General features: G+C 44.2%; 17 protein-coding genes. All 17 read left to right on the forward strand.

Translation table 11 applies throughout. The annotated features are described in order from the left end of the window. Positions 1–6: 6 nt before the first annotated feature. Complete coding sequence (gene fkpA, locus CYG50_RS21170; RefSeq protein ID WP_102138909.1) at positions 7–750, forward strand: FKBP-type peptidyl-prolyl cis-trans isomerase; 744 nt, start codon at positions 7–9, stop codon at positions 748–750. A 297-nt stretch (positions 751–1,047) separates the two neighbouring features. Next, on the forward strand, positions 1,048–1,752 hold the full coding sequence (locus CYG50_RS21175; protein WP_102138910.1) for a helix-turn-helix transcriptional regulator: 705 nt from the start codon (positions 1,048–1,050) through the stop codon (positions 1,750–1,752). After that, entirely contained in the window at positions 1,749–2,153 is a 405-nt protein-coding gene (tusD, locus tag CYG50_RS21180) for a sulfurtransferase complex subunit TusD (RefSeq protein ID WP_102138911.1), read from the forward strand. The genes CYG50_RS21175 and tusD overlap by 4 nt, the downstream gene beginning before the upstream one ends. A 54-nt stretch (positions 2,154–2,207) precedes the next feature. Next, a complete protein-coding gene (gene tusC / locus CYG50_RS21185) occupies positions 2,208–2,537 on the forward strand; it encodes a sulfurtransferase complex subunit TusC (RefSeq protein WP_241098780.1) in 330 nt (109 codons plus the stop codon). Positions 2,538–2,594: 57 nt separating this feature from the next. Then, positions 2,595–2,882, forward strand: coding sequence for a sulfurtransferase complex subunit TusB (gene tusB / locus CYG50_RS21190; protein ID WP_102138913.1), 288 nt, complete (start codon positions 2,595–2,597; stop codon positions 2,880–2,882). Between the two features lie 136 nt (positions 2,883–3,018). Beyond that, entirely contained in the window at positions 3,019–3,393 is a 375-nt protein-coding gene (rpsL, locus tag CYG50_RS21195; RefSeq protein ID WP_004265905.1) for a 30S ribosomal protein S12, read from the forward strand. Between the two features lie 97 nt (positions 3,394–3,490). After that, positions 3,491–3,961, forward strand: coding sequence for a 30S ribosomal protein S7 (gene rpsG, locus CYG50_RS21200; RefSeq protein ID WP_004262486.1), 471 nt, complete (start codon positions 3,491–3,493; stop codon positions 3,959–3,961). Between the two features lie 89 nt (positions 3,962–4,050). Next, entirely contained in the window at positions 4,051–6,177 is a 2,127-nt protein-coding gene (fusA, locus tag CYG50_RS21205) for an elongation factor G (protein ID WP_102138914.1), read from the forward strand. Between the two features lie 77 nt (positions 6,178–6,254). Further along, positions 6,255–7,439 carry an elongation factor Tu gene (gene tuf / locus CYG50_RS21210; RefSeq protein WP_116068795.1) on the forward strand — a complete coding sequence of 395 codons (1,185 nt, stop codon included), beginning with the start codon at positions 6,255–6,257 and terminating at the stop codon, positions 7,437–7,439. A 633-nt stretch (positions 7,440–8,072) separates the two neighbouring features. After that, positions 8,073–8,459, forward strand: coding sequence for a preprotein translocase subunit SecE (secE, locus tag CYG50_RS21215; protein ID WP_004265885.1), 387 nt, complete (start codon positions 8,073–8,075; stop codon positions 8,457–8,459). After that, positions 8,460–9,005: a transcription termination/antitermination protein NusG gene (gene nusG, locus CYG50_RS21220; RefSeq protein ID WP_004264378.1), complete on the forward strand. Its 546-nt coding sequence runs from the start codon at positions 8,460–8,462 to the stop codon at positions 9,003–9,005. A gap of 158 nt (positions 9,006–9,163) precedes the next feature. Further along, positions 9,164–9,592, forward strand: coding sequence for a 50S ribosomal protein L11 (rplK, locus tag CYG50_RS21225; protein ID WP_004264379.1), 429 nt, complete (start codon positions 9,164–9,166; stop codon positions 9,590–9,592). 4 nt (positions 9,593–9,596) lie between these two features. Next, entirely contained in the window at positions 9,597–10,298 is a 702-nt protein-coding gene (gene rplA, locus CYG50_RS21230) for a 50S ribosomal protein L1 (protein ID WP_102140206.1), read from the forward strand. Between the two features lie 324 nt (positions 10,299–10,622). After that, positions 10,623–11,120 (forward strand): 50S ribosomal protein L10, encoded by a 498-nt coding sequence (gene rplJ / locus CYG50_RS21235; protein ID WP_102140205.1) that lies wholly within the window; start codon positions 10,623–10,625, stop codon positions 11,118–11,120. A 60-nt stretch (positions 11,121–11,180) separates the two neighbouring features. Then, the gene (gene rplL, locus CYG50_RS21240; protein WP_102140204.1) at positions 11,181–11,546 is read left to right on the forward strand and encodes a 50S ribosomal protein L7/L12; all 366 of its coding nucleotides are present in this window, start codon (positions 11,181–11,183) and stop codon (positions 11,544–11,546) included. Positions 11,547–11,904: 358 nt separating this feature from the next. Then, on the forward strand, positions 11,905–15,933 hold the full coding sequence (gene rpoB / locus CYG50_RS21245) for a DNA-directed RNA polymerase subunit beta (RefSeq protein ID WP_102140203.1): 4,029 nt from the start codon (positions 11,905–11,907) through the stop codon (positions 15,931–15,933). A gap of 108 nt (positions 15,934–16,041) precedes the next feature. Next, positions 16,042–20,265, forward strand: coding sequence for a DNA-directed RNA polymerase subunit beta' (rpoC, locus tag CYG50_RS21250; RefSeq protein WP_102140202.1), 4,224 nt, complete (start codon positions 16,042–16,044; stop codon positions 20,263–20,265). The last annotated feature ends 190 nt before the right edge of the window (positions 20,266–20,455 follow it).

Here is a 20,455-nt window from a genome sequence, read left to right on the forward strand (position 1 = left end):
ACTAGGATGAAATCACTGTTTAAGGCAAGCCTTTTAGCAACTACGCTAGCATTTACTTTTGCTGCTCCGCAAGTGATGGCAGCGGAAGCCAAAGCACAAAGCAGCGCATTCAAAAACGCAGAAGAGCGTAATGCGTATGCATTGGGTGCATCTTTAGGTCGCTACATGCAGAATTCTTTAGAAGAACAGAAAACAATCGGTATTAATTTGGACAAAGCTCAATTACTGGCAGGTGTTCAAGATGCATTTAACGGCAAAAGCAAAATGACCGATGCAGAAGTTGAAGAAACCCTGCGTCAATTTGAAGGCCAAGTCAAAGAAGCAGCTGACAAAAAAATGAAAGACGAATCAGCAGCGAATGAGAAAAAAGGTGCTGAGTATCGCGAGAAATACGCTAAAGAAAAAGGCGTAGTTAAAACCAAATCTGGCTTACTGTACAAAATTGAAAAAGACGGTACAGGTGCGAAACCTAAAGCAGATGAAACTGTCGTAGTTCACTATAAAGGTTCACTGATTGACGGTACTGAATTTGACAGCTCATATTCACGTAACGAGCCACTGACTATTCCATTAAACTCAGTCATTAAAGGCTGGACTGAAGGTTTAGTTAACCTGAAAAAAGGCGGGAAAATGCAGTTAGTGATCCCTGCTGAATTAGCTTATGGTGAAAATGGCGTGCCGGGTATCCCTGCAAATTCAACATTAGTCTTTGATGTTGAATTATTAGATATCAAACCTGCCGCGAAATAAGCACTCACTAAGCATTAGCTAAGTGTATTTTTGAGCCCAATGCATTCATGCCTTGGGCTTTTTTGTCTTTCTCATCAAAAAAATTCTCAAATTGTTTAAAACTTGTGATAAAACAGACTGTCTTGCATTCATTCGCTTGACGGCAACGTCTTGGAGTTTTAACTTCAGAAGACTCTATTTTATTTTTTATCATCACAATTGTTGGCTACAAACAAAGTAATGAAGGCCAAATAGTCGAATAATGAACGCCTTTTTAGTCAACAGGATGAGTTTTTACATTAGAAGGATGATGTTGAAATGTCTGATTCTATACAATCACACGACCTCAGCGATATTAACATATTGGATAACCAACCCTTTTCTGAGACAGACCATGAAATTTTAAAATCATATGAAGCCGCGGTGGATGGTCTGGCAATGCTAATCGGTGGGCATTGTGAAATTGTTCTTCACTCTTTAGAAGACCTAAACTGCTCTGCAGTTAGAATCGCAAATGGCCAACACACTGGGCGTAAAATCGGCTCACCGATAACAGACCTTGCGTTGAGAATGCTGCATGATATGGCAGACGAAGAATCGAATGTATCGAAGGCTTATTTTACGAAAGCAAAAAGTGGTGATTTAATGAAATCCGTGACTATTGCAATTCGTAACCGCAAGCAACGTGTGATTGGCTTACTATGCATTAATATGAACCTAGATGTGCCGTTCTCTGAAATTATTCAATCGTTTGTTCCAGAAACCAAACAAGAAGTCACTTCAGATGTGAATTTTGCCTCTTCAGTTGATGATCTTGTCGCGCAAACATTGGAATATACGATCGAAGAAGTTGGCGCTGACCGTAATGTTTCGAATAATGCGAAAAACAAGCAAGTGGTCCTTAATTTATACGAAAAAGGTATTTTCGATATTAAAGATGCCATTAACCAAGTTGCAGACCGCCTGAATATTTCTAAACACACCGTTTACTTATACATTCGTCAATTCAAGAGTGGTGAATGAGTAATATAAATTCGTTAACTTACTGCTTAGTTGTGACAGGCCCTGCTTACGGTACACAACAAGCAGCAAGTGCGTATCAATTTGCCAAAGCCCTTCTTGAAGAAGGGCATATATTGAAAACGCTCTTTTTTTATCGTGATGGTGTTTTCAATGCGAACCTGCTCACATCACCGGCAACAGATGAATTTAATTTAGTTCCAGCTTGGCAGGAACTCGCAAAACAATCTGGGTGTGAAATGCATATCTGTGTTTCCGCTGCGCTGCGTCGAGGAGTGGTTGACCAAGAACAAGCGCAAAGTTTATCTCTTCCAACGGCTAACCTTGCTGAGGGCTTTATCATGAGCGGGTTAGGGAGCCTTGCTGAAGCGATGATAACCACAGACCGAACGATTCAATTCTAAGAACAGCTCAATACAAGGTATCGTGTGAAAAAAATAGCTTTTGTCTTTACAACCATGCCCCATGGAAATGCCAGTGGCCGAGAAGGGCTAGATGCATTATTAGCAACTTCAGCGCTGACAGAAGACATTCAGGTGTTTTTTCTCTCTGATGGTGTCTACCAGCTTCTAGCAAATCAACACCCTGCTGAAGTGCTTGCCCGAGATTACATCGTTACATTTAAAATATTGCCATTATATGACATTGAAAAAATTTATCTCTGCGGTGCTTCGCTACAAGAAAGAGGGTTGGGGGAGAATGGTGAATGGGTTGTGACTCCAACAATTCTCAACAAGAAAGAGATTAGAGCTAAAATAGCGGAATGTGATGTGGTGCTTAATTTTTAATCTATTGTGCGAATTTTGAGCTTGGGTTAGGTTTTGATCTATAGTAGGATCTTTTCTATGCTGTATACATTAGCAACATCTCCATTTAAATGTGATTTTTCTGCGATGCTAGGTTTTATTACGGCTGAAGACGTAGTTTTACTGATGCAGGATGGCGTGGTTGCGGCAGTCGCACAGTCGCCTTTTCTTGCTGCATTACAAAAAACAGGCGCGCAGCTGTACGCTTTGGATGTCGACATCAACGCTCGCGGGTTGCAAAATACCCTCTCAACCACAGTTTCTGTGATCACATATCAAGGTTTTGTGAAGCTAACAGAAGTCCAAAAACAACATTTTGCCATATAAAGGCATTAAAAGTTGTATATTTCTTGACACCTGAGCCAGTCAGCAATAAAATTTCGCGTCCTCGTGTATCGTCATGTTGGCGAACGAGGTCAAAATCCGTGTTTACGAAGCAATAAAACCAGGAGCTTTTTTAATAATGGCAACTATTAATCAGCTGGTACGCAAATCTCGTAGCTCGAAAGTTGTTAAAAGCAACGTTCCAGCACTGGAAGCTTGCCCGCAAAAACGTGGCGTATGTACTCGTGTATATACTACCACTCCTAAGAAACCAAACTCAGCATTACGTAAAGTATGCCGTGTTCGTTTAACTAACGGTTTCGAAGTTTCTTCCTACATCGGTGGTGAAGGCCACAACTTGCAGGAGCACTCCGTTATCCTTATCCGTGGTGGTCGTGTTAAAGACTTACCAGGTGTGCGTTATCACACCGTTCGCGGTGCACTGGACTGTTCTGGTGTTAAAGACCGTAAGCAAGCTCGTTCTAAATACGGCGCGAAGAAACCTAAGGCTTAATGGATTTCCGTTAAGTAAGGCCAAACATTTTAATCTTAATGTCAAAATACTCTCGTAGAGTTTTGGACAAACCTGAATTAACAACGGAGTCATATCCATGCCACGTCGTCGCGTAATAGGTCAACGTAAAATTCTTCCAGATCCTAAGTTCGGATCAGAATTACTGGCCAAATTTGTAAATATCCTGATGGTAGACGGGAAAAAATCTACTGCTGAAGCAATCGTATATAACGCACTTGAGACCCTTGCTCAGCGTTCTGGTAAAACTGAACTTGATGCATTCGAATTAGCACTGGATAACGTGCGTCCGACTGTGGAAGTTAAATCCCGCCGTGTTGGTGGTTCAACTTACCAAGTTCCAGTTGAAGTTCGCCCGGTTCGTCGTAATGCCCTGGCAATGCGTTGGATCGTTGATGCTGCTCGTAAACGCGGTGATAAATCTATGGCACTTCGCCTGGCAAATGAATTATCAGACGCTGCTGAGAACAAAGGTTCCGCTGTTAAGAAACGTGAAGACGTTCACCGTATGGCAGAAGCTAACAAGGCGTTCGCACACTATCGTTGGTAATTATTTCTTACCTACATTAGTGATGTATCTCAGGGTAGCCATTTGCTACCCTTTATATGAAGCATTGAACGCCCACGAGAGAGGAAAAAATGGCCCGTCAAACGCCCATAGCACGTTATCGTAATATCGGTATCAGTGCACACATCGACGCCGGTAAAACCACAACTTCTGAACGTATTCTGTTCTATACTGGTGTAAACCATAAAATTGGTGAAACTCACGAAGGTTCTGCAACAATGGACTGGATGGAGCAGGAGCAAGAGCGTGGTATTACTATCACATCTGCAGCGACTACTGCATTCTGGTCTGGTATGGCAAAACAGTATGAGCCACACCGTATCAACATCATCGACACCCCGGGACACGTTGACTTCACAATCGAAGTAGAACGTTCTATGCGTGTTCTTGATGGCGCAGTAATGGTTTACTGTGCAGTTGGTGGTGTTCAGCCACAGTCTGAAACTGTATGGCGTCAGGCTAACAAATATAAAGTTCCACGTATCGCGTTCGTTAACAAAATGGACCGTATGGGTGCGAACTTCTTACGTGTTGTTGAGCAATTAAAATCACGTTTAGCAGCTAACGCAGTTCCACTGCAATTACCAGTCGGCGCAGAAGAAGCGTTCACAGGTGTTGTTGACTTGCTGAAAATGAAAGCAATTAAGTGGAGCGATGAAGACCAGGGCGTTACCTTCGAATACGAAGATATCCCTGCGAGCATGCAAGAAGCAGCTGAAGAGTGGCACAACAACCTGATCGAAACCGCAGCAGAAGCATCAGAAGAACTGATGGAAAAATATCTGGGCGGTGAAGAACTGACTGAAGCAGAAATTAAAGCTGCATTACGTCAACGTGTTCTTGCAAGCGAAATTATCCTGGTTACCTGTGGTTCTGCATTTAAGAACAAAGGTGTTCAGGCGATGCTGGATGCGGTGGTTGATTACTTACCTGCGCCAACAGATGTACCTGCAATCAATGGTATTCTGGATGACGGTAAAGACACACCTGCAGAGCGTCACGCAAGTGATGATGAGCCATTCTCATCATTAGCATTTAAAATTGCAACTGACCCATTCGTTGGTAACTTAACGTTCTTCCGTGTTTACTCTGGTGTTGTTAACTCAGGTGACACAGTTCTGAACGCAGTGAAATCGAAAAAAGAACGTTTTGGCCGTATCGTACAGATGCACGCTAACAAACGTGAAGAGATCAAAGAAGTTCGCGCTGGTGACATCGCGGCGGCAATCGGTCTGAAAGACGTAACTACAGGTGATACTTTATGTGCTGTTGATGCACCAATCATCCTGGAGCGTATGGAATTCCCAGAGCCAGTAATCTCTGTTGCAATTGAACCAAAAACTAAAGCTGACCAAGAAAAAATGGGTATCGCATTAGGCCGCTTGGCTCAAGAAGACCCATCATTCCGCGTATCAAGTGATGAAGAGACTAATCAGACTATCATCGCTGGTATGGGTGAATTGCACTTGGACGTTCTGGTTGACCGTATGCGTCGTGAATTTAAAGTTGAAGCGAACGTTGGTAAACCTCAAGTTGCTTACCGTGAAGCAATCACTATGAAAGTGACTGATATCGAAGGTAAACACGCGAAACAGTCTGGTGGTCGTGGTCAGTACGGTCATGTCGTTATCGATATGTTCCCACTGAACAAAAACGATAAAGACGGCGTTCAAATGGATTACGAATTTGCCAACGACATCAAAGGTGGTGTGATTCCAACTGAATACATCCCTGCAGTTGACAAAGGTATCCAAGAACAGCTGAAATCTGGTCCATTAGCTGGTTACCCGGTTGTTAACATGGGTGTTCGTTTACATTTCGGTTCTTACCATGATGTTGACTCCTCTGAATTGGCGTTTAAACTTGCGGCTTCAATCGCGTTTAAAGATGGCTTCAAAAAAGCTAAACCAGTTCTGCTTGAGCCAATCATGAAAGTTGAAGTGGAAACACCAGAAGACTACATGGGTGATGTTATTGGTGACCTGAACCGTCGTCGTGGTATGATTGAAGGTATGGATGACCTGCCTACTGGTAAAGTCGTTCGTGCACAAGTACCATTGTCAGAAATGTTCGGTTATGCTACTGACCTGCGTTCTCAGACACAAGGTCGTGCTTCATACTCTATGGAGTTCCTGAAGTACAATGAAGCACCAAACAACGTTGCACAAGCTGTAATCGAAGCTCGTAACGCTAAATAATCGATTTTTATCGGTTAACTACTTTAATTTAAGTTCCTTCTTTATCGTGAAGAGGGAACTCCATAAGGAATAGAGTCGTGTCTAAAGAAAAATTTGAACGTTCAAAACCGCACGTTAACGTTGGTACTATCGGCCACGTTGACCACGGTAAAACTACTCTGACAGCAGCTATCACTACTGTTCTGGCTAAAACTTACGGCGGTTCTGCTCGTGCATTCGACCAAATCGATAACGCACCAGAAGAAAAAGCGCGTGGTATCACCATCTCTACTTCACACGTAGAATACGATACTCCAACTCGCCACTACGCACACGTAGACTGCCCAGGACACGCCGACTATGTTAAAAACATGATCACTGGTGCTGCTCAGATGGACGGTGCAATCCTGGTTGTTGCTGCGACTGATGGCCCAATGCCACAAACTCGTGAGCACATCCTGTTAGGCCGCCAAGTAGGTGTTCCTTACATCATCGTTTTCCTGAACAAATGTGACATGGTAGACGACGAAGAACTGTTAGAATTAGTTGAAATGGAAGTTCGTGAACTTCTGTCTCAATACGATTTCCCAGGCGACGACACTCCAGTTGTCCGTGGTTCAGCTCTGAAAGCGCTGGAAGGCAACCCAGAGTGGGAAGCGAAAATTGTTGAATTAGCAGGTCACTTGGATTCTTACATCCCAGAACCAGAGCGTGCAATTGACAAACCATTCCTGCTGCCAATCGAAGACGTATTCTCAATCTCTGGTCGTGGTACAGTAGTAACAGGCCGTGTTGAGCGTGGTATCATCAAAGTTGGTGAAGAAGTTGAAATCGTTGGTATCCAAGACACGGTTAAAACAACTTGTACTGGCGTTGAAATGTTCCGTAAACTGCTGGACGAAGGTCGTGCGGGTGAGAACGTTGGTGTTCTGCTGCGTGGTACTAAACGTGAAGAAATTCAACGTGGTCAAGTACTGGCAAAACCAGGTTCAATCAAGCCACACACTAAATTCGAATCAGAAGTCTATATTCTGAGCAAAGATGAAGGTGGTCGTCACACTCCATTCTTCAAAGGTTACCGTCCACAGTTCTACTTCCGTACAACTGACGTAACAGGTACTATCGAACTGCCAGAAGGCGTAGAGATGGTAATGCCAGGTGATAACATCAACATGATCGTTACCCTGATCCACCCAATCGCGATGGACGACGGTTTACGTTTCGCAATTCGTGAAGGTGGCCGTACTGTAGGTGCGGGTGTTGTTGCAAAAATTATTGCATAATACCGCTCTTTCTGAATAAGAAAGAACTACTTAGTAAAAAAGGGCGTCTAATAGACGTCCTTTTTATACGTTACAAAATTTAGGCATTGCAAAATTCAGACGTTGCAAAATGAAGAACCTATCTCATCAATCATTTGTATAATTATTGGTGAGATAGGCTCTGAAATAACGAATTGATAACTGCACAGGTTCCTTTACGCAGTTATATGAGATTTATTAAGGTTTTGCTCGGAAGATATGGTATATTTTACCGCTGCCACAAAAAGAAAGTTATTTTCTTACTTGGTGCAGTTAAAAATTTGCTGAGCATGCTGAAATTCCTGCAAAATGGAATAGCACTTGTGAAATGGGTAACACTTGTAAAGTGATAGTACTGACATACAAGTAGTACTTGCGAAATAAAATGTTACTGCAACTTGTTGTATTTGCAGAACGAATAACGCTAATTACCTCCATTAACAAGGCTAATTACTTTTAGATCGCAGGTGATGCTATTGATATCCCTATCAAATTTTGCAGGCTTAGTTTGTAGTAATTGAGGGATATGTTGGCATATTCTATTGGTTTGGCTTGGTTGTTTTACCTTTGTAAACAAGCAGGCTTTGTACATACTTCATGGTAACAGGTTGAATTATGAGTGCGAATAGCGAAGCTCAAGGAAGTGGACGCAGTGCAGACATCTTCAAGTGGGTCATTGTCTGTGCCTTATTAATAATTGCTATTGTTGGTAATTATTACTTCCGTCAATATAATCTCGCGCTGCGTGCTTTTGCAGTTGTGGCTGTTGTCGCTATTGCAGGTGCTGTCGCTTTATGGACCACAAAAGGTAAAGCTACACTGGCGTTTGCACGCGAAGCTCGCGTCGAGATGAGAAAAGTCATTTGGCCTACTCGCCAGGAAACATTACAAACTACTTTAATTGTTGCTGCAGTAACGGCTGTAATGTCATTAATACTGTGGGGACTCGATGGTATCCTGGTGCGTTTAGTTTCATTTATTACAAGCCTGAGGTTATTCTAAATGTCCGATTCACCTAAAAAGCGCTGGTATGTCATTCAGGCATTCTCTGGTTTTGAAGGTCGCGTAGCACAGTCTTTACGTGAACATATCAAATTACATGCTATGGAAGATTCTTTTGGCGAAGTTATGGTTCCAACAGAAGAAGTTGTTGAAATCCGTAGCGGTCAGCGCCGTAAGAGTGAACGCAAATTCTTCCCAGGCTATGTCTTAGTCCAAATGGTCATGAATGATGACTCTTGGCACTTAGTACGTAGTGTACCGCGTGTAATGGGGTTCATTGGCGGAACGTCAGATCGTCCAGCGCCAATTAGCGATAAAGAAGTTGATGCTATTATGAACCGCTTACAACAAGTTGGTGATAAGCCACGTCCGAAAACACTGTTTGAACCAGGTGAAATGGTTCGTGTTAGCGAAGGCCCATTTGCTGACTTTAACGGTGTTGTTGAAGAAATTGATTATGAAAAGAGCCGCTTGAAAGTCTCTGTTTCTATCTTTGGTCGTGCAACTCCAGTCGAATTGGATTTTGGTCAGGTAGAGAAAGCCTAATCTAAACGACAAAACTGACTTGCAAAAGGCGTGAAATTTGACTACAATTTCGCGCCTTTTGTTTTTATGTTCGGCGCAAACTAATGTGCGGGGCATGTTTAATGTAACGGGGAGCCTTGCAAACCGTAAGGCGCTATCACCCATCTAGAGGAAATATCATGGCTAAGAAAGTTCAAGCCTACGTTAAGCTGCAAGTTGCAGCTGGTATGGCGAACCCAAGTCCACCGGTTGGTCCAGCACTGGGTCAACAAGGTGTTAACATCATGGAATTCTGTAAAGCGTTCAACGCAAAAACAGACAGCCTGGAAAAAGGTTTACCAATTCCTGTTGTTATTACTGTTTACGCAGACCGTTCTTTCACTTTCGTTACCAAAACTCCACCTGCAGCAGTTCTGCTGAAAAAAGCAGCTGGCGTTAAGTCTGGTTCAGGCAAGCCTAACAAAGATAAAGTTGGTAAAGTGACCTCTGCTCAGATTCGTGAAATCGCTGAAACTAAAGCTGCGGACATGACTGGTGCTGATGTTGACGCAATGATGCGTTCAATTGAAGGTACTGCTCGTTCCATGGGCCTGGTAGTGGAGGACTAAGACAATGGCTAAACTGACTAAGCGCATGCGCAATATCCGTGAGAAAGTTGATGTAACTAAACAGTATGACATCAATGAAGCCGTTGCACTGCTGAAAGAATTAGCAACTGCTAAATTCGTAGAAAGCGTTGACGTAGCTATCAACCTGGGCATCGATGCTCGTAAATCTGACCAAAACGTTCGCGGTGCAACTGTACTGCCACACGGTACTGGCCGTTCAGTTCGCGTTGCTGTGTTCGCACAAGGCGCAAACGCTGAAGCTGCTAAAGCTGCAGGCGCTGAACTGGTAGGTATGGAAGATCTGGCTGATAAAATCAAAGCTGGTGAAATGGACTTTGACGTTGTTATTGCTTCTCCAGATGCAATGCGCGTTGTTGGCCAATTAGGTCAAGTTCTGGGCCCACGTGGTCTGATGCCAAACCCGAAAGTTGGTACTGTAACTCCTAACGTTGCTGAAGCAGTTAACAATGCTAAAGCAGGTCAGGTTCGTTACCGTAACGATAAAAACGGAATCATCCATACCACTATCGGTAAAGTTGATTTCGACGCTGACAAACTGAAAGAAAACTTAGAAGCTCTGCTGATTGCACTGAAAAAAGCAAAACCAGCTTCAGCTAAAGGTGTTTTCATCAAGAAAGTTAGCCTGTCTACCACTATGGGTGCAGGTGTTGCTGTTGACCAAGCTGGTCTGTCAGCGACAGTTTAATTGCTATAGCTTCGGCTAATCAGTAATTAGGCTTTACCTTTGCGTCAATTTTGTATAAAATTTGACGCCTTGAGTTTGTTGGGTATAGCGATATACTCAACAAACCACAAATTTCGGTATGGAGTCTGGCCTTTCCAGACCCCGTCCAAGACCGCAGGTGTGGTTATATTAGCTACTTAATTTACCTGCGTAGACGGTGACAGAGATACCTAGAATTTTATTCTGGATTCTATTCTGCTCACCGTGTTTTAGCGCTCAAGTACATGTTGTATCTGAGTGATGTGAGTCCCGGGGTTTCCCGGTTAATCCAGGAGCAAGAAGCTAATGGCACTAAATCTTCAAGACAAACAAGCGATTGTTGCTGAAGTCAGCGAAGTAGCCAAAGGCGCGCTTTCTGCAGTTGTTGCCGATTCACGCGGCGTAACTGTAGCAAAAATGACTGAACTGCGTAAAGCAGGTCGCGAAGCTGGCGTTTATATCCGTGTTGTTCGTAATACACTGATCCGCCGTGCTGTTGAAGGTACTTCTTATGATGTACTGAAAGACGTGTTTGTCGGTCCAACCTTAATTGCTTTCTCTAACGAACACCCGGGCGCTGGCGCTCGTCTGTTCAAAGAGTTCGCGAAAGCGAATCCAGCATTTGAGATTAAAGCTGCGGCCTTTGAAGGTGAGTTAATCCAAGCGAAAGATATCGATCGTCTGGCAACTCTCCCAACTTACGATGAAGCAATCGCACGCCTGATGGCAACCATGAAAGAAGCCGCTGCCGGCAAATTGGTTCGTACTCTGGCTGCTCTGCGCGATCAGAAAGAAGCTGCATAAGCCCTTTCCTTCGTTGCTTTTTAACGTATAAACTATTTCTGAATTTTAGGAACACTTGTTATGTCTATCACTAAAGACCAAATCCTTGATGCAGTTGCAGAAATGTCTGTAATGGACGTTGTTGAACTGATTACTATGATGGAAGAAAAATTCGGCGTTTCTGCTGCTGCAGCTGTTGCTGTTGCTGCGGGCCCAGCTGAAGCTGCTGAAGAAAAAACTGAATTCGACGTTGTTCTGTCTGCTATCGGCGGTAACAAAGTTGCAGTTATCAAAGCAGTACGTGGCGCAACCGGTCTTGGCTTAAAAGAAGCTAAAGACATGGTAGAATCTGCTCCAGCTACTATCAAAGAAGCTGCAAGCAAAGATGAAGCTGAAACTCTGAAGAAAGCTCTTGAAGAAGCAGGCGCTTCTGTTGAACTTAAATAAGTTCAATTTCAAGAACGCAGCCTAGTCTAATTAGGCTGATGGCTGGTGATTTTTTAATCACCAGCCTTTTTGCGCTGTAAAGCGTGATGGGTGTTAACAGCTTTTCACGCAGTTTTAATGTTAACAACAACCCTCCAATACTTCTTTCTATTGACGACTTAATATACTGTGTTCTTCGCTACGACCCGCTCGGGTAGCTCGGTAGCAAAAGTGACGCAATGAAATGATTTAAGAGTAATAGCAATGAGTATTAAGGAAAGTATTCATTTTCCGTTTCTTATAAAAAACGCGTTGCGGTTCAGTCTCTTACATTAAGAGCTAACCACTTGGGTCACTGATCAACGAGCTGAGGAAACCTATGGTTTACTCCTATACCGAGAAAAAACGTATTCGTAAGGATTTTGGTAAACGTCCACAAGTTTTGGACATACCTTATCTCCTTTCTATCCAACTTGACTCGTTCCAGAAGTTTATCGAGCAAGATCCTGATGGCCAGAATGGGCTGGAAGCAGCTTTCCGTTCTGTGTTTCCAATTCAGAGCTACAGCGGTAATGCTGAATTACAATATGTCAGCTATCGTTTAGGCGAGCCTGTTTTTGATGTTAAAGAATGTCAAATTCGCGGTGTAACTTACTCTGCGCCTTTGCGTGTGAAATTGCGTCTCATCGTTTATGAGCGTGAAGCACCGGAAGGAACTGTTAAAGACATCAAAGAACAAGAAGTCTACATGGGTGAAATTCCACTCATGACTGAAAACGGAACTTTCGTTATCAACGGTACTGAGCGTGTTATCGTTTCTCAGTTACACCGTAGTCCGGGTGTATTCTTTGACAGCGATAAAGGTAAAACACACTCTTCAGGTAAAGTGCTCTATAACGCACGTATTATCCCTTACCGTGGTTCATGGCTTGATTTCGAATTTGACCCGAAAGATAACCTGTTTGTACGTATTGACCGTCGCCGTAAATTACCTGCGACCATTATTCTGCGTGCAATGGATTACAACACCGAAGAAATCTTAAATCTGTTCTTCGACAAAACTGTATTCCAAATCCGTGATAATAAACTGATGATGACGCTGGTTCCTGAGCGTCTGCGTGGTGAAACTGCTTCTTTTGATATCGAAGCGAACGGTAAAGTCTATGTAGAAAAAGGCCGCCGTATCACTGCACGTCATATTCGTCAGTTAGAAAAAGAAGAAATCAATAGCATCGAAGTACCTGTTGAATATATCGCAGGTAAAGTTGTTGCTAGAGACTACATTGATGAAAGCACCGGTGAGCTGATTTGTGCAGCGAACATGGAACTTTCTTTAGACATGTTGGCACGTCTGAGCCAGTCTGGTCATAAAACAATCGAAACATTGTTTACCAATGACTTAGACCACGGTGCTTACATTTCTGAAACCGTTCGTGTCGACCCAACTAACGACCGTCTGAGTGCATTGGTAGAAATCTACCGCATGATGCGTCCTGGTGAGCCACCAACCCGCGAAGCTGCAGAAAACCTGTTCGAGAACCTGTTCTTCTCTGAAGACCGTTACGACTTGTCTGCGGTAGGTCGTATGAAGTTCAACCGTTCACTGAACCGTGAAGAAATTGAAGGTTCAGGTATCCTGAGTGAAGAAGACATCATTGATGTTATGCGTAAACTCATCGATATCCGTAACGGTAAAGGCGAAGTGGATGATATCGACCACTTAGGTAACCGTCGTATTCGTTCCGTTGGCGAAATGGCTGAGAACCAATTCCGTGTAGGTCTGGTTCGTGTTGAGCGTGCAGTGAAAGAGCGTCTTTCTCTGGGCGACCTCGATGCATTAATGCCACAAGATATGATCAACGCGAAACCAATTTCAGCCGCAGTGAAAGAGTTCTTTGGTTCTAGCCAGCTGTCCCAATTTATGGACCAGAACAACCCACTGTCTGAAATTACGCACAAACGTCGTATCTCTGCGTTAGGCCCAGGTGGTCTGACTCGTGAGCGTGCGGGCTTCGAAGTACGTGACGTTCACCCAACTCACTACGGTCGTGTCTGTCCTATCGAAACGCCTGAAGGTCCGAACATCGGTCTGATCAACTCATTATCTGTTTATGCACAGACCAATGAGTATGGTTTCTTAGAAACCCCATACCGTTTAGTGCGTGATGGTCTAGTTACAGACGAAATCCATTATCTGTCTGCAATTGAAGAAGGTAACTTCATCATTGCTCAGGCAAACACCGTTTTAGGTGATGATGGTAGCTTCGTTGAAGAACTGATTACTTGCCGTAACAAAGGTGAATCAAGTTTATTCAGCCGTGAACAGGTTGAGTATATGGACGTTTCGACTCAACAGGTTGTTTCTGTTGGTGCGTCACTGATCCCATTCCTTGAACACGATGACGCCAACCGTGCATTGATGGGTGCGAATATGCAACGTCAAGCGGTTCCTACTCTGCGTGCTGACAAACCATTAGTTGGTACGGGTATGGAACGTGCAGTAGCGGTTGACTCGGGTGTTACCGCTGTTGCAAGACGTGGTGGTTCAGTTCAGTACGTTGATGCGTCTCGTATCGTTATCAAAGTTAACGAAGATGAGATGTATCCGGGCGAAGCTGGAATCGATATTTATAACCTGACTAAATATACTCGTTCTAACCAGAACACCTGTATTAGCCAGATGCCTTGCGTATCTTTAGGTGAGCCAGTTGAACGTGGTGACGTGTTAGCAGATGGTCCTTCAACAGACCTCGGCGAATTAGCACTTGGTCAAAACATGCGCGTGGCATTCATGCCATGGAATGGTTATAACTTCGAAGACTCCATCTTAGTTTCTGAGCGTGTTGTTCAAGAAGACCGTTTCACTACTATTCATATTCAGGAACTCTCTTGTGTGTCTCGTGACACTAAATTAGGGCCTGAAGAAATCACTGCAGATATTCCAAACGTCGGTGAAGCTGCTCTGTCTAAACTTGACGAATCCGGTATCGTGTATATCGGTGCGGAAGTGAAAGGCGGCGACATTCTGGTTGGTAAAGTCACACCTAAAGGTGAAACTCAGCTGACGCCAGAAGAGAAACTGTTACGTGCTATCTTCGGTGAAAAAGCATCAGACGTTAAAGACTCTTCTTTACGTGTTCCTAACGGTGTTTCTGGTACGGTTATTGACGTACAAGTATTTACCCGTGACGGTGTAGAGAAAGACAAACGTGCATTAGAGATCGAAGAAACTCAGTTACGTGATGCGAAGAAAGACTTAACAGAAGAGCTGCGTATTTTCGAAGCTGGCCTGTTTGCTCGTATCCGTTCTGTACTGGTTAACGGCGGAATTGAAGCTGAAAAACTGGACAAACTGCCTCGCGATCGTTGGTTAGAGTTATCTTTAGCAGACGAAGAGAAGCAAAACCAGTTAGAGCAATTAGCTGAACAGTATGACGAACTGAAATCTGAGTTTGAGAAAAAACTTGATGCAAAACGTCGTAAAATTACTCAAGGTGATGACTTAGCACCTGGTGTACTGAAAATTGTTAAGGTTTATCTGGCGGTTAAACGTCAAATTCAACCGGGTGATAAAATGGCGGGTCGCCATGGTAACAAAGGTGTTATCTCAAAAATCAACCCAGTTGAAGACATGCCTTATGATGAAAACGGTAACCCAGTTGACATCGTTCTGAACCCGCTAGGCGTACCATCACGTATGAACATCGGTCAGATTTTGGAAACCCACTTAGGGATGGCTGCGAAAGGTATTGGTGAAAAAATCAATGCTATGCTTAAACAGCAAGAAGAAGTTGCCAAACTGCGTGAGTTTATCCAAAAAGCGTACGATTTAGGTGATGATCCACGCCAGAAAGTTGACTTGAATACTTTCTCTGACGAAGAAGTTATGCGTTTGGCTGAGAACCTGAAAAAAGGTATGCCAATTGCGACACCAGTATTTGATGGTGCGAAAGAGAAAGAAATCAAAGAACTGCTGAAATTGGGTGGTCTGCCAACTTCAGGTCAGATTACATTATTCGATGGTCGTACTGGCGAGAAATTTGAGCGTCAAGTTACCGTTGGTTATATGTATATGCTGAAACTGAACCACTTGGTTGACGATAAGATGCACGCCCGTTCAACTGGTTCTTATAGCTTGGTTACTCAGCAACCGCTGGGTGGTAAAGCGCAGTTCGGTGGTCAGCGTTTCGGGGAGATGGAAGTGTGGGCACTGGAAGCATACGGTGCAGCCTATACTCTTCAAGAAATGCTTACAGTTAAATCGGATGACGTTAACGGCCGTACGAAGATGTATAAAAACATCGTCGATGGCAGCCATCAGATGGAACCTGGTATGCCGGAATCTTTCAACGTATTGCTGAAAGAAATCCGTTCTCTGGGTATCAACATCGAGCTGGAAGACGAGTAATTCGTTTTATGCCGAAAGGTTCGCCTTTCGGCACATGTAAGCACTGGGATTTGGGGAGAGTGTCTTTGAACACTCACCTGACAGGTCTAACTCCGACAGGAGCATTTTGTGAAAGACTTAATAAAGTTTCTGAAAGCGCAAACCAAGACCGAAGAGTTTGATGCTATCAAGATTGCTCTGGCATCACCTGATATGATCCGTTCATGGTCATTCGGTGAAGTTAAAAAGCCAGAAACCATTAACTACCGTACGTTCAAGCCTGAGCGTGATGGTCTTTTCTGTGCGCGTATTTTCGGGCCAGTAAAAGACTACGAATGTCTGTGCGGTAAGTACAAACGTTTAAAACACCGTGGTGTGATTTGTGAGAAGTGTGGCGTTGAAGTTACACAGACCAAAGTCCGTCGTGAGCGCATGGGGCACATTGAACTTGCTTCTCCGACTGCACATATTTGGTTCTTAAAATCACTGCCATCCCGTATCGGTTTACTGCTCGATATGCCACTGCGTGATATCGAACGCGTTCTGTACTTTGAATCATATGTTGTTGTTGAAGGCGGTATGACTAGCCTTGAGCGTGCACAGATTCTGACAGAAGAGCAATATTTAGATGCGTTGGAAGAGTTCGGTGACGAATTTGATGCGAAAATGGGTGCGGAAGCAATCCAAGGCCTGCTGAAAAACCTCGATCTTGAGAACGAGTGTGAAACCCTGCGCGAAGAGTTAAACGAAACTAACTCTGAAACTAAGCGTAAGAAGCTGACCAAACGTATCAAACTGCTGGAAGCATTTATCCAATCTGGTAACAAACCAGAGTGGATGATCTTAAACGTGCTGCCAGTATTACCACCGGATCTGCGTCCATTAGTTCCACTCGATGGTGGTCGTTTCGCAACATCAGATCTGAACGATCTGTATCGTCGCGTAATCAACCGTAATAACCGTCTGAAACGTCTTCTGGATCTGGCTGCGCCAGACATCATCGTACGTAACGAAAAACGTATGTTGCAAGAAGCCGTTGACGCCCTGTTAGATAACGGTCGTCGTGGTCGTGCAATCACAGGTTCTAACAAACGTCCTCTGAAATCTTTGGCAGATATGATCAAAGGTAAACAAGGTCGTTTCCGTCAGAACTTACTTGGTAAGCGTGTTGACTACTCAGGTCGTTCTGTTATCACCGTGGGTCCATACCTGCGTCTGCATCAGTGCGGTCTGCCGAAGAAAATGGCTCTTGAGTTATTCAAACCATTCATCTATGGCAAATTAGAATTACGTGGTCTGGCTACAACCATTAAAGCTGCGAAGAAAATGGTTGAGCGCGAAGAAGCGGTTGTTTGGGATATCTTGGATGAAGTCATCCGTGAACACCCAGTCATGCTGAACCGTGCACCAACACTTCACCGTCTGGGTATCCAAGCTTTCGAACCTATTCTTATCGAAGGTAAAGCTATCCAATTGCACCCACTCGTTTGTGCGGCATATAACGCCGACTTCGATGGAGACCAAATGGCGGTACACGTTCCTCTGACTCTGGAAGCTCAGTTAGAAGCACGTGCGTTGATGATGTCAACCAACAACATCCTGTCACCTGCAAGTGGTGAGCCGATCATCGTTCCTTCTCAGGACGTTGTATTGGGTCTTTACTACATGACACGTGACTGCGTAAACGCGAAAGGCGAGGGCATGGTATTAGCCGGTCCTAAAGAAGCTGAGCGTGTTTACCGTTCAGGTCATGCGTCACTGCATGCCCGCGTTAAAGTCCGTATCACTGAAGAAGTAAAAGATTCGGAAGGTAACATTACAATCAACACTGGTTTAGTTGACACCACTGTTGGTCGTGCAATTTTATGGATGATCGTACCGAAAGGTCTGCCTTATGCTCTGGTAAACCAAGCGTTAGGTAAGAAAGCTATCTCCAAAATGCTGAACACCTGTTACCGTGTTCTGGGCCTGAAGCCTACTGTTATTTTTGCTGACCAAATCATGTATACCGGTTTTGCCTATGCGGCACGTTCTGGTGCATCAGTTGGTATCGACGATATGGTTATTCCAGAGAAAAAAGCTGGGATCATCGCCGAAGCAGAAGCTGAAGTTGCAGAAATTCAGGAACAGTTCCAGTCTGGTCTGGTAACAGCAGGCGAACGTTACAACAAAGTTATCGATATCTGGGCAGCAGCAAACGAACGTGTTGCTAAAGCGATGATGGAAAACTTGTCGACTGAAGCGGTTATTAACCGTGATGGCGTCGAAGAACAACAAGTTTCTTTCAACAGTATCTTTATGATGGCCGACTCCGGTGCTCGTGGTTCTGCAGCTCAGATTCGTCAGCTAGCAGGTATGCGTGGTCTGATGGCTAAGCCAGATGGCTCCATCATCGAAACACCAATCACGGCAAACTTCCGTGAAGGTCTGAACGTTCTTCAGTACTTTATCTCTACGCACGGTGCGCGTAAAGGTCTTGCCGATACCGCATTGAAAACAGCGAACTCCGGTTATTTGACTCGTCGTTTAGTTGACGTTGCACAGGACTTGGTTGTGACTGAAGACGACTGTGGAACTCATGAAGGTATCCTGATGACTCCGGTTATCGAGGGTGGCGACGTTAAAGAACCACTGCGTGAGCGTGTATTGGGTCGTGTGACTGCAGAAGATATCCTGATCCCAGGAACGGCAGACATTCTGGTTCCACGTAATACATTACTGCACGAAAAACTGTGTGACCTGTTAGAAGCTAACTCCGTCGACAGCGTTAAAGTTCGTTCAGTTGTAAGTTGTGAAACTGACTTCGGTGTGTGTGCTCACTGTTATGGTCGTGACCTTGCTCGTGGTCATATCATCAACAAAGGTGAAGCTATCGGGGTTATCGCGGCACAGTCAATCGGTGAGCCGGGTACACAGTTAACGATGCGTACGTTCCACATCGGGGGTGCGGCATCTCGTGCGGCGGCAGAATCTAGCATTCAAGTCCGTAACACAGGTACTCTGAAACTGGTTAACGCGAAATTCGTTACTAACACAGAAGGCAAACTGGTTATTACTTCACGTAATACTGAATTGCGTCTGGTTGATGAATTTGGCCGTACGAAAGAAAGCTATAAAGTCCCTTACGGTGCGCACTTGACGAAAGGCGATGGCGATGCAGTAACGGGCGGTGAAACTGTTGCGAACTGGGATCCACATACCATGCCAGTCGTCAGTGAAGTGTCTGGTTTCATCAGCTTCTCTGACATGCTTGATGGTCAAACAATGACACGTCAGACTGATGAATTAACCGGTCTGTCTTCAATCGTTGTTCTGGATACTGCGGAACGTACCAGTGGTGGTAAAGACCTACGTCCTGCATTGCGTGTAATTGACGCAAAAGGTAACGATGTTCTTATCCCTAACACAGACATGCCAACTCAGTACTTCTTACCGGGTAAAGCAATTGTTCAGTTAGACGATGGCGTTGCTATCAATGCGGGTGATACCTTAGCGCGTATTCCACAAGAATCTGTGGGTACTAAAGATATCACGGGTGGTCTGCCACGCGTAGCTGACTTGTTCGAAGCACGTCGTCCGAAAGAGCCTGCAATCTTGGCTGAAATCAGCGGTATTATCTCGTTTGGTAAAGAAACCAAAGGGAAACGTCGTCTGGTTATCACACCATTAGATGGTAGCGATCCGTACGAAGAGATGATCCCTAAATGGCGTCAGCTCAACGTGTTCGAAGGTGAGATCGTTGAACGCGGTGACGTAGTTTCGGATGGTCCAGAATCTCCACACGATATTCTGCGTCTGCGTGGTGTCCATGCTGTTACGCGTTATATCACGAACGAGGTTCAGGAAGTTTACCGCTTACAAGGCGTTAAGATTAACGATAAACACATTGAAGTTATCGTTCGTCAGATGCTGCGTAAAGTCACTATCGCGGATGCAGGAAGCTCTGAATTCCTCGAAGGTGAACAAGTCGAGTACTCACGTGTTAAAGTTTCGAATCGTAAACTGGAAACTGAAGGTAAAATTCCAGCTAACTTTGCTCGTGACCTGTTGGGTATTACTAAGGCATCTCTGGCAACAGAATCCTTTATCTCAGCAGCATCGTTCCAAGAAACGACGCGCGTACTGACTGAAGCTGCGGTTGCTGGTAAACGTGATGAATTACGTGGTCTGAAAGAAAACGTTATTGTTGGACGTCTGATCCCAGCAGGTACTGGTTTTGCGTATCACCAAGACCGTATCCGTCGCCGTCATCTGAACGATGTTGTGGAAGCACCACAAGTGAGTGCAGATGAAGCAACAGCGAACTTAGCTGAGCTGTTAAATGCAGGTTTTAGCAGTGACAATCAGAACTAATTTCTGATTTTACTGTAAAATTCCTGATTGAAGCCAGTGCCGAAAGGTACTGGCTTTTTTTATATCTAATGATTTTATCAATTAATTTTTCCTAATTAAAATCAATCAGCCCACCAATAAAGTCTTTTTATGGTGTTAGTTTATTTGAATACGTATTTCTATTTTTGAAATATATCGAGCACTAAAAAGA

Origin of the sequence: Providencia huaxiensis, from assembly GCF_002843235.3 — a bacterium.
Classification (GTDB): Bacteria; Pseudomonadota; Gammaproteobacteria; order Enterobacterales; family Enterobacteriaceae; genus Providencia; species Providencia huaxiensis.

Excerpts from the sequence above, each read along its gene's own strand:
- tusC (WP_241098780.1), top strand. The coding sequence starts at position 2,208 with ATGCCCCATGGAAATGCCAGTGGCCGAGAAGGGCTAGATGCATTATTA.
- CYG50_RS21175 (WP_102138910.1), top strand. The coding sequence starts at position 1,048 with ATGTCTGATTCTATACAATCACACGACCTCAGCGATATTAACATATTG.
- tusB (WP_102138913.1), top strand. The coding sequence starts at position 2,595 with ATGCTGTATACATTAGCAACATCTCCATTTAAATGTGATTTTTCTGCG.
- nusG (WP_004264378.1), top strand. The coding sequence starts at position 8,460 with ATGTCCGATTCACCTAAAAAGCGCTGGTATGTCATTCAGGCATTCTCT.
- tusD (WP_102138911.1), top strand. The coding sequence starts at position 1,749 with ATGAGTAATATAAATTCGTTAACTTACTGCTTAGTTGTGACAGGCCCT.
- fusA (WP_102138914.1), top strand. The coding sequence starts at position 4,051 with ATGGCCCGTCAAACGCCCATAGCACGTTATCGTAATATCGGTATCAGT.
- fkpA (WP_102138909.1), top strand. The coding sequence starts at position 7 with ATGAAATCACTGTTTAAGGCAAGCCTTTTAGCAACTACGCTAGCATTT.
- secE (WP_004265885.1), top strand. The coding sequence starts at position 8,073 with ATGAGTGCGAATAGCGAAGCTCAAGGAAGTGGACGCAGTGCAGACATC.
- rpsG (WP_004262486.1), top strand. The coding sequence starts at position 3,491 with ATGCCACGTCGTCGCGTAATAGGTCAACGTAAAATTCTTCCAGATCCT.
- rplL (WP_102140204.1), top strand. The coding sequence starts at position 11,181 with ATGTCTATCACTAAAGACCAAATCCTTGATGCAGTTGCAGAAATGTCT.
- rpsL (WP_004265905.1), top strand. The coding sequence starts at position 3,019 with ATGGCAACTATTAATCAGCTGGTACGCAAATCTCGTAGCTCGAAAGTT.
- rplA (WP_102140206.1), top strand. The coding sequence starts at position 9,597 with ATGGCTAAACTGACTAAGCGCATGCGCAATATCCGTGAGAAAGTTGAT.
- rpoB (WP_102140203.1), top strand. The coding sequence starts at position 11,905 with ATGGTTTACTCCTATACCGAGAAAAAACGTATTCGTAAGGATTTTGGT.
- rplK (WP_004264379.1), top strand. The coding sequence starts at position 9,164 with ATGGCTAAGAAAGTTCAAGCCTACGTTAAGCTGCAAGTTGCAGCTGGT.
- rplJ (WP_102140205.1), top strand. The coding sequence starts at position 10,623 with ATGGCACTAAATCTTCAAGACAAACAAGCGATTGTTGCTGAAGTCAGC.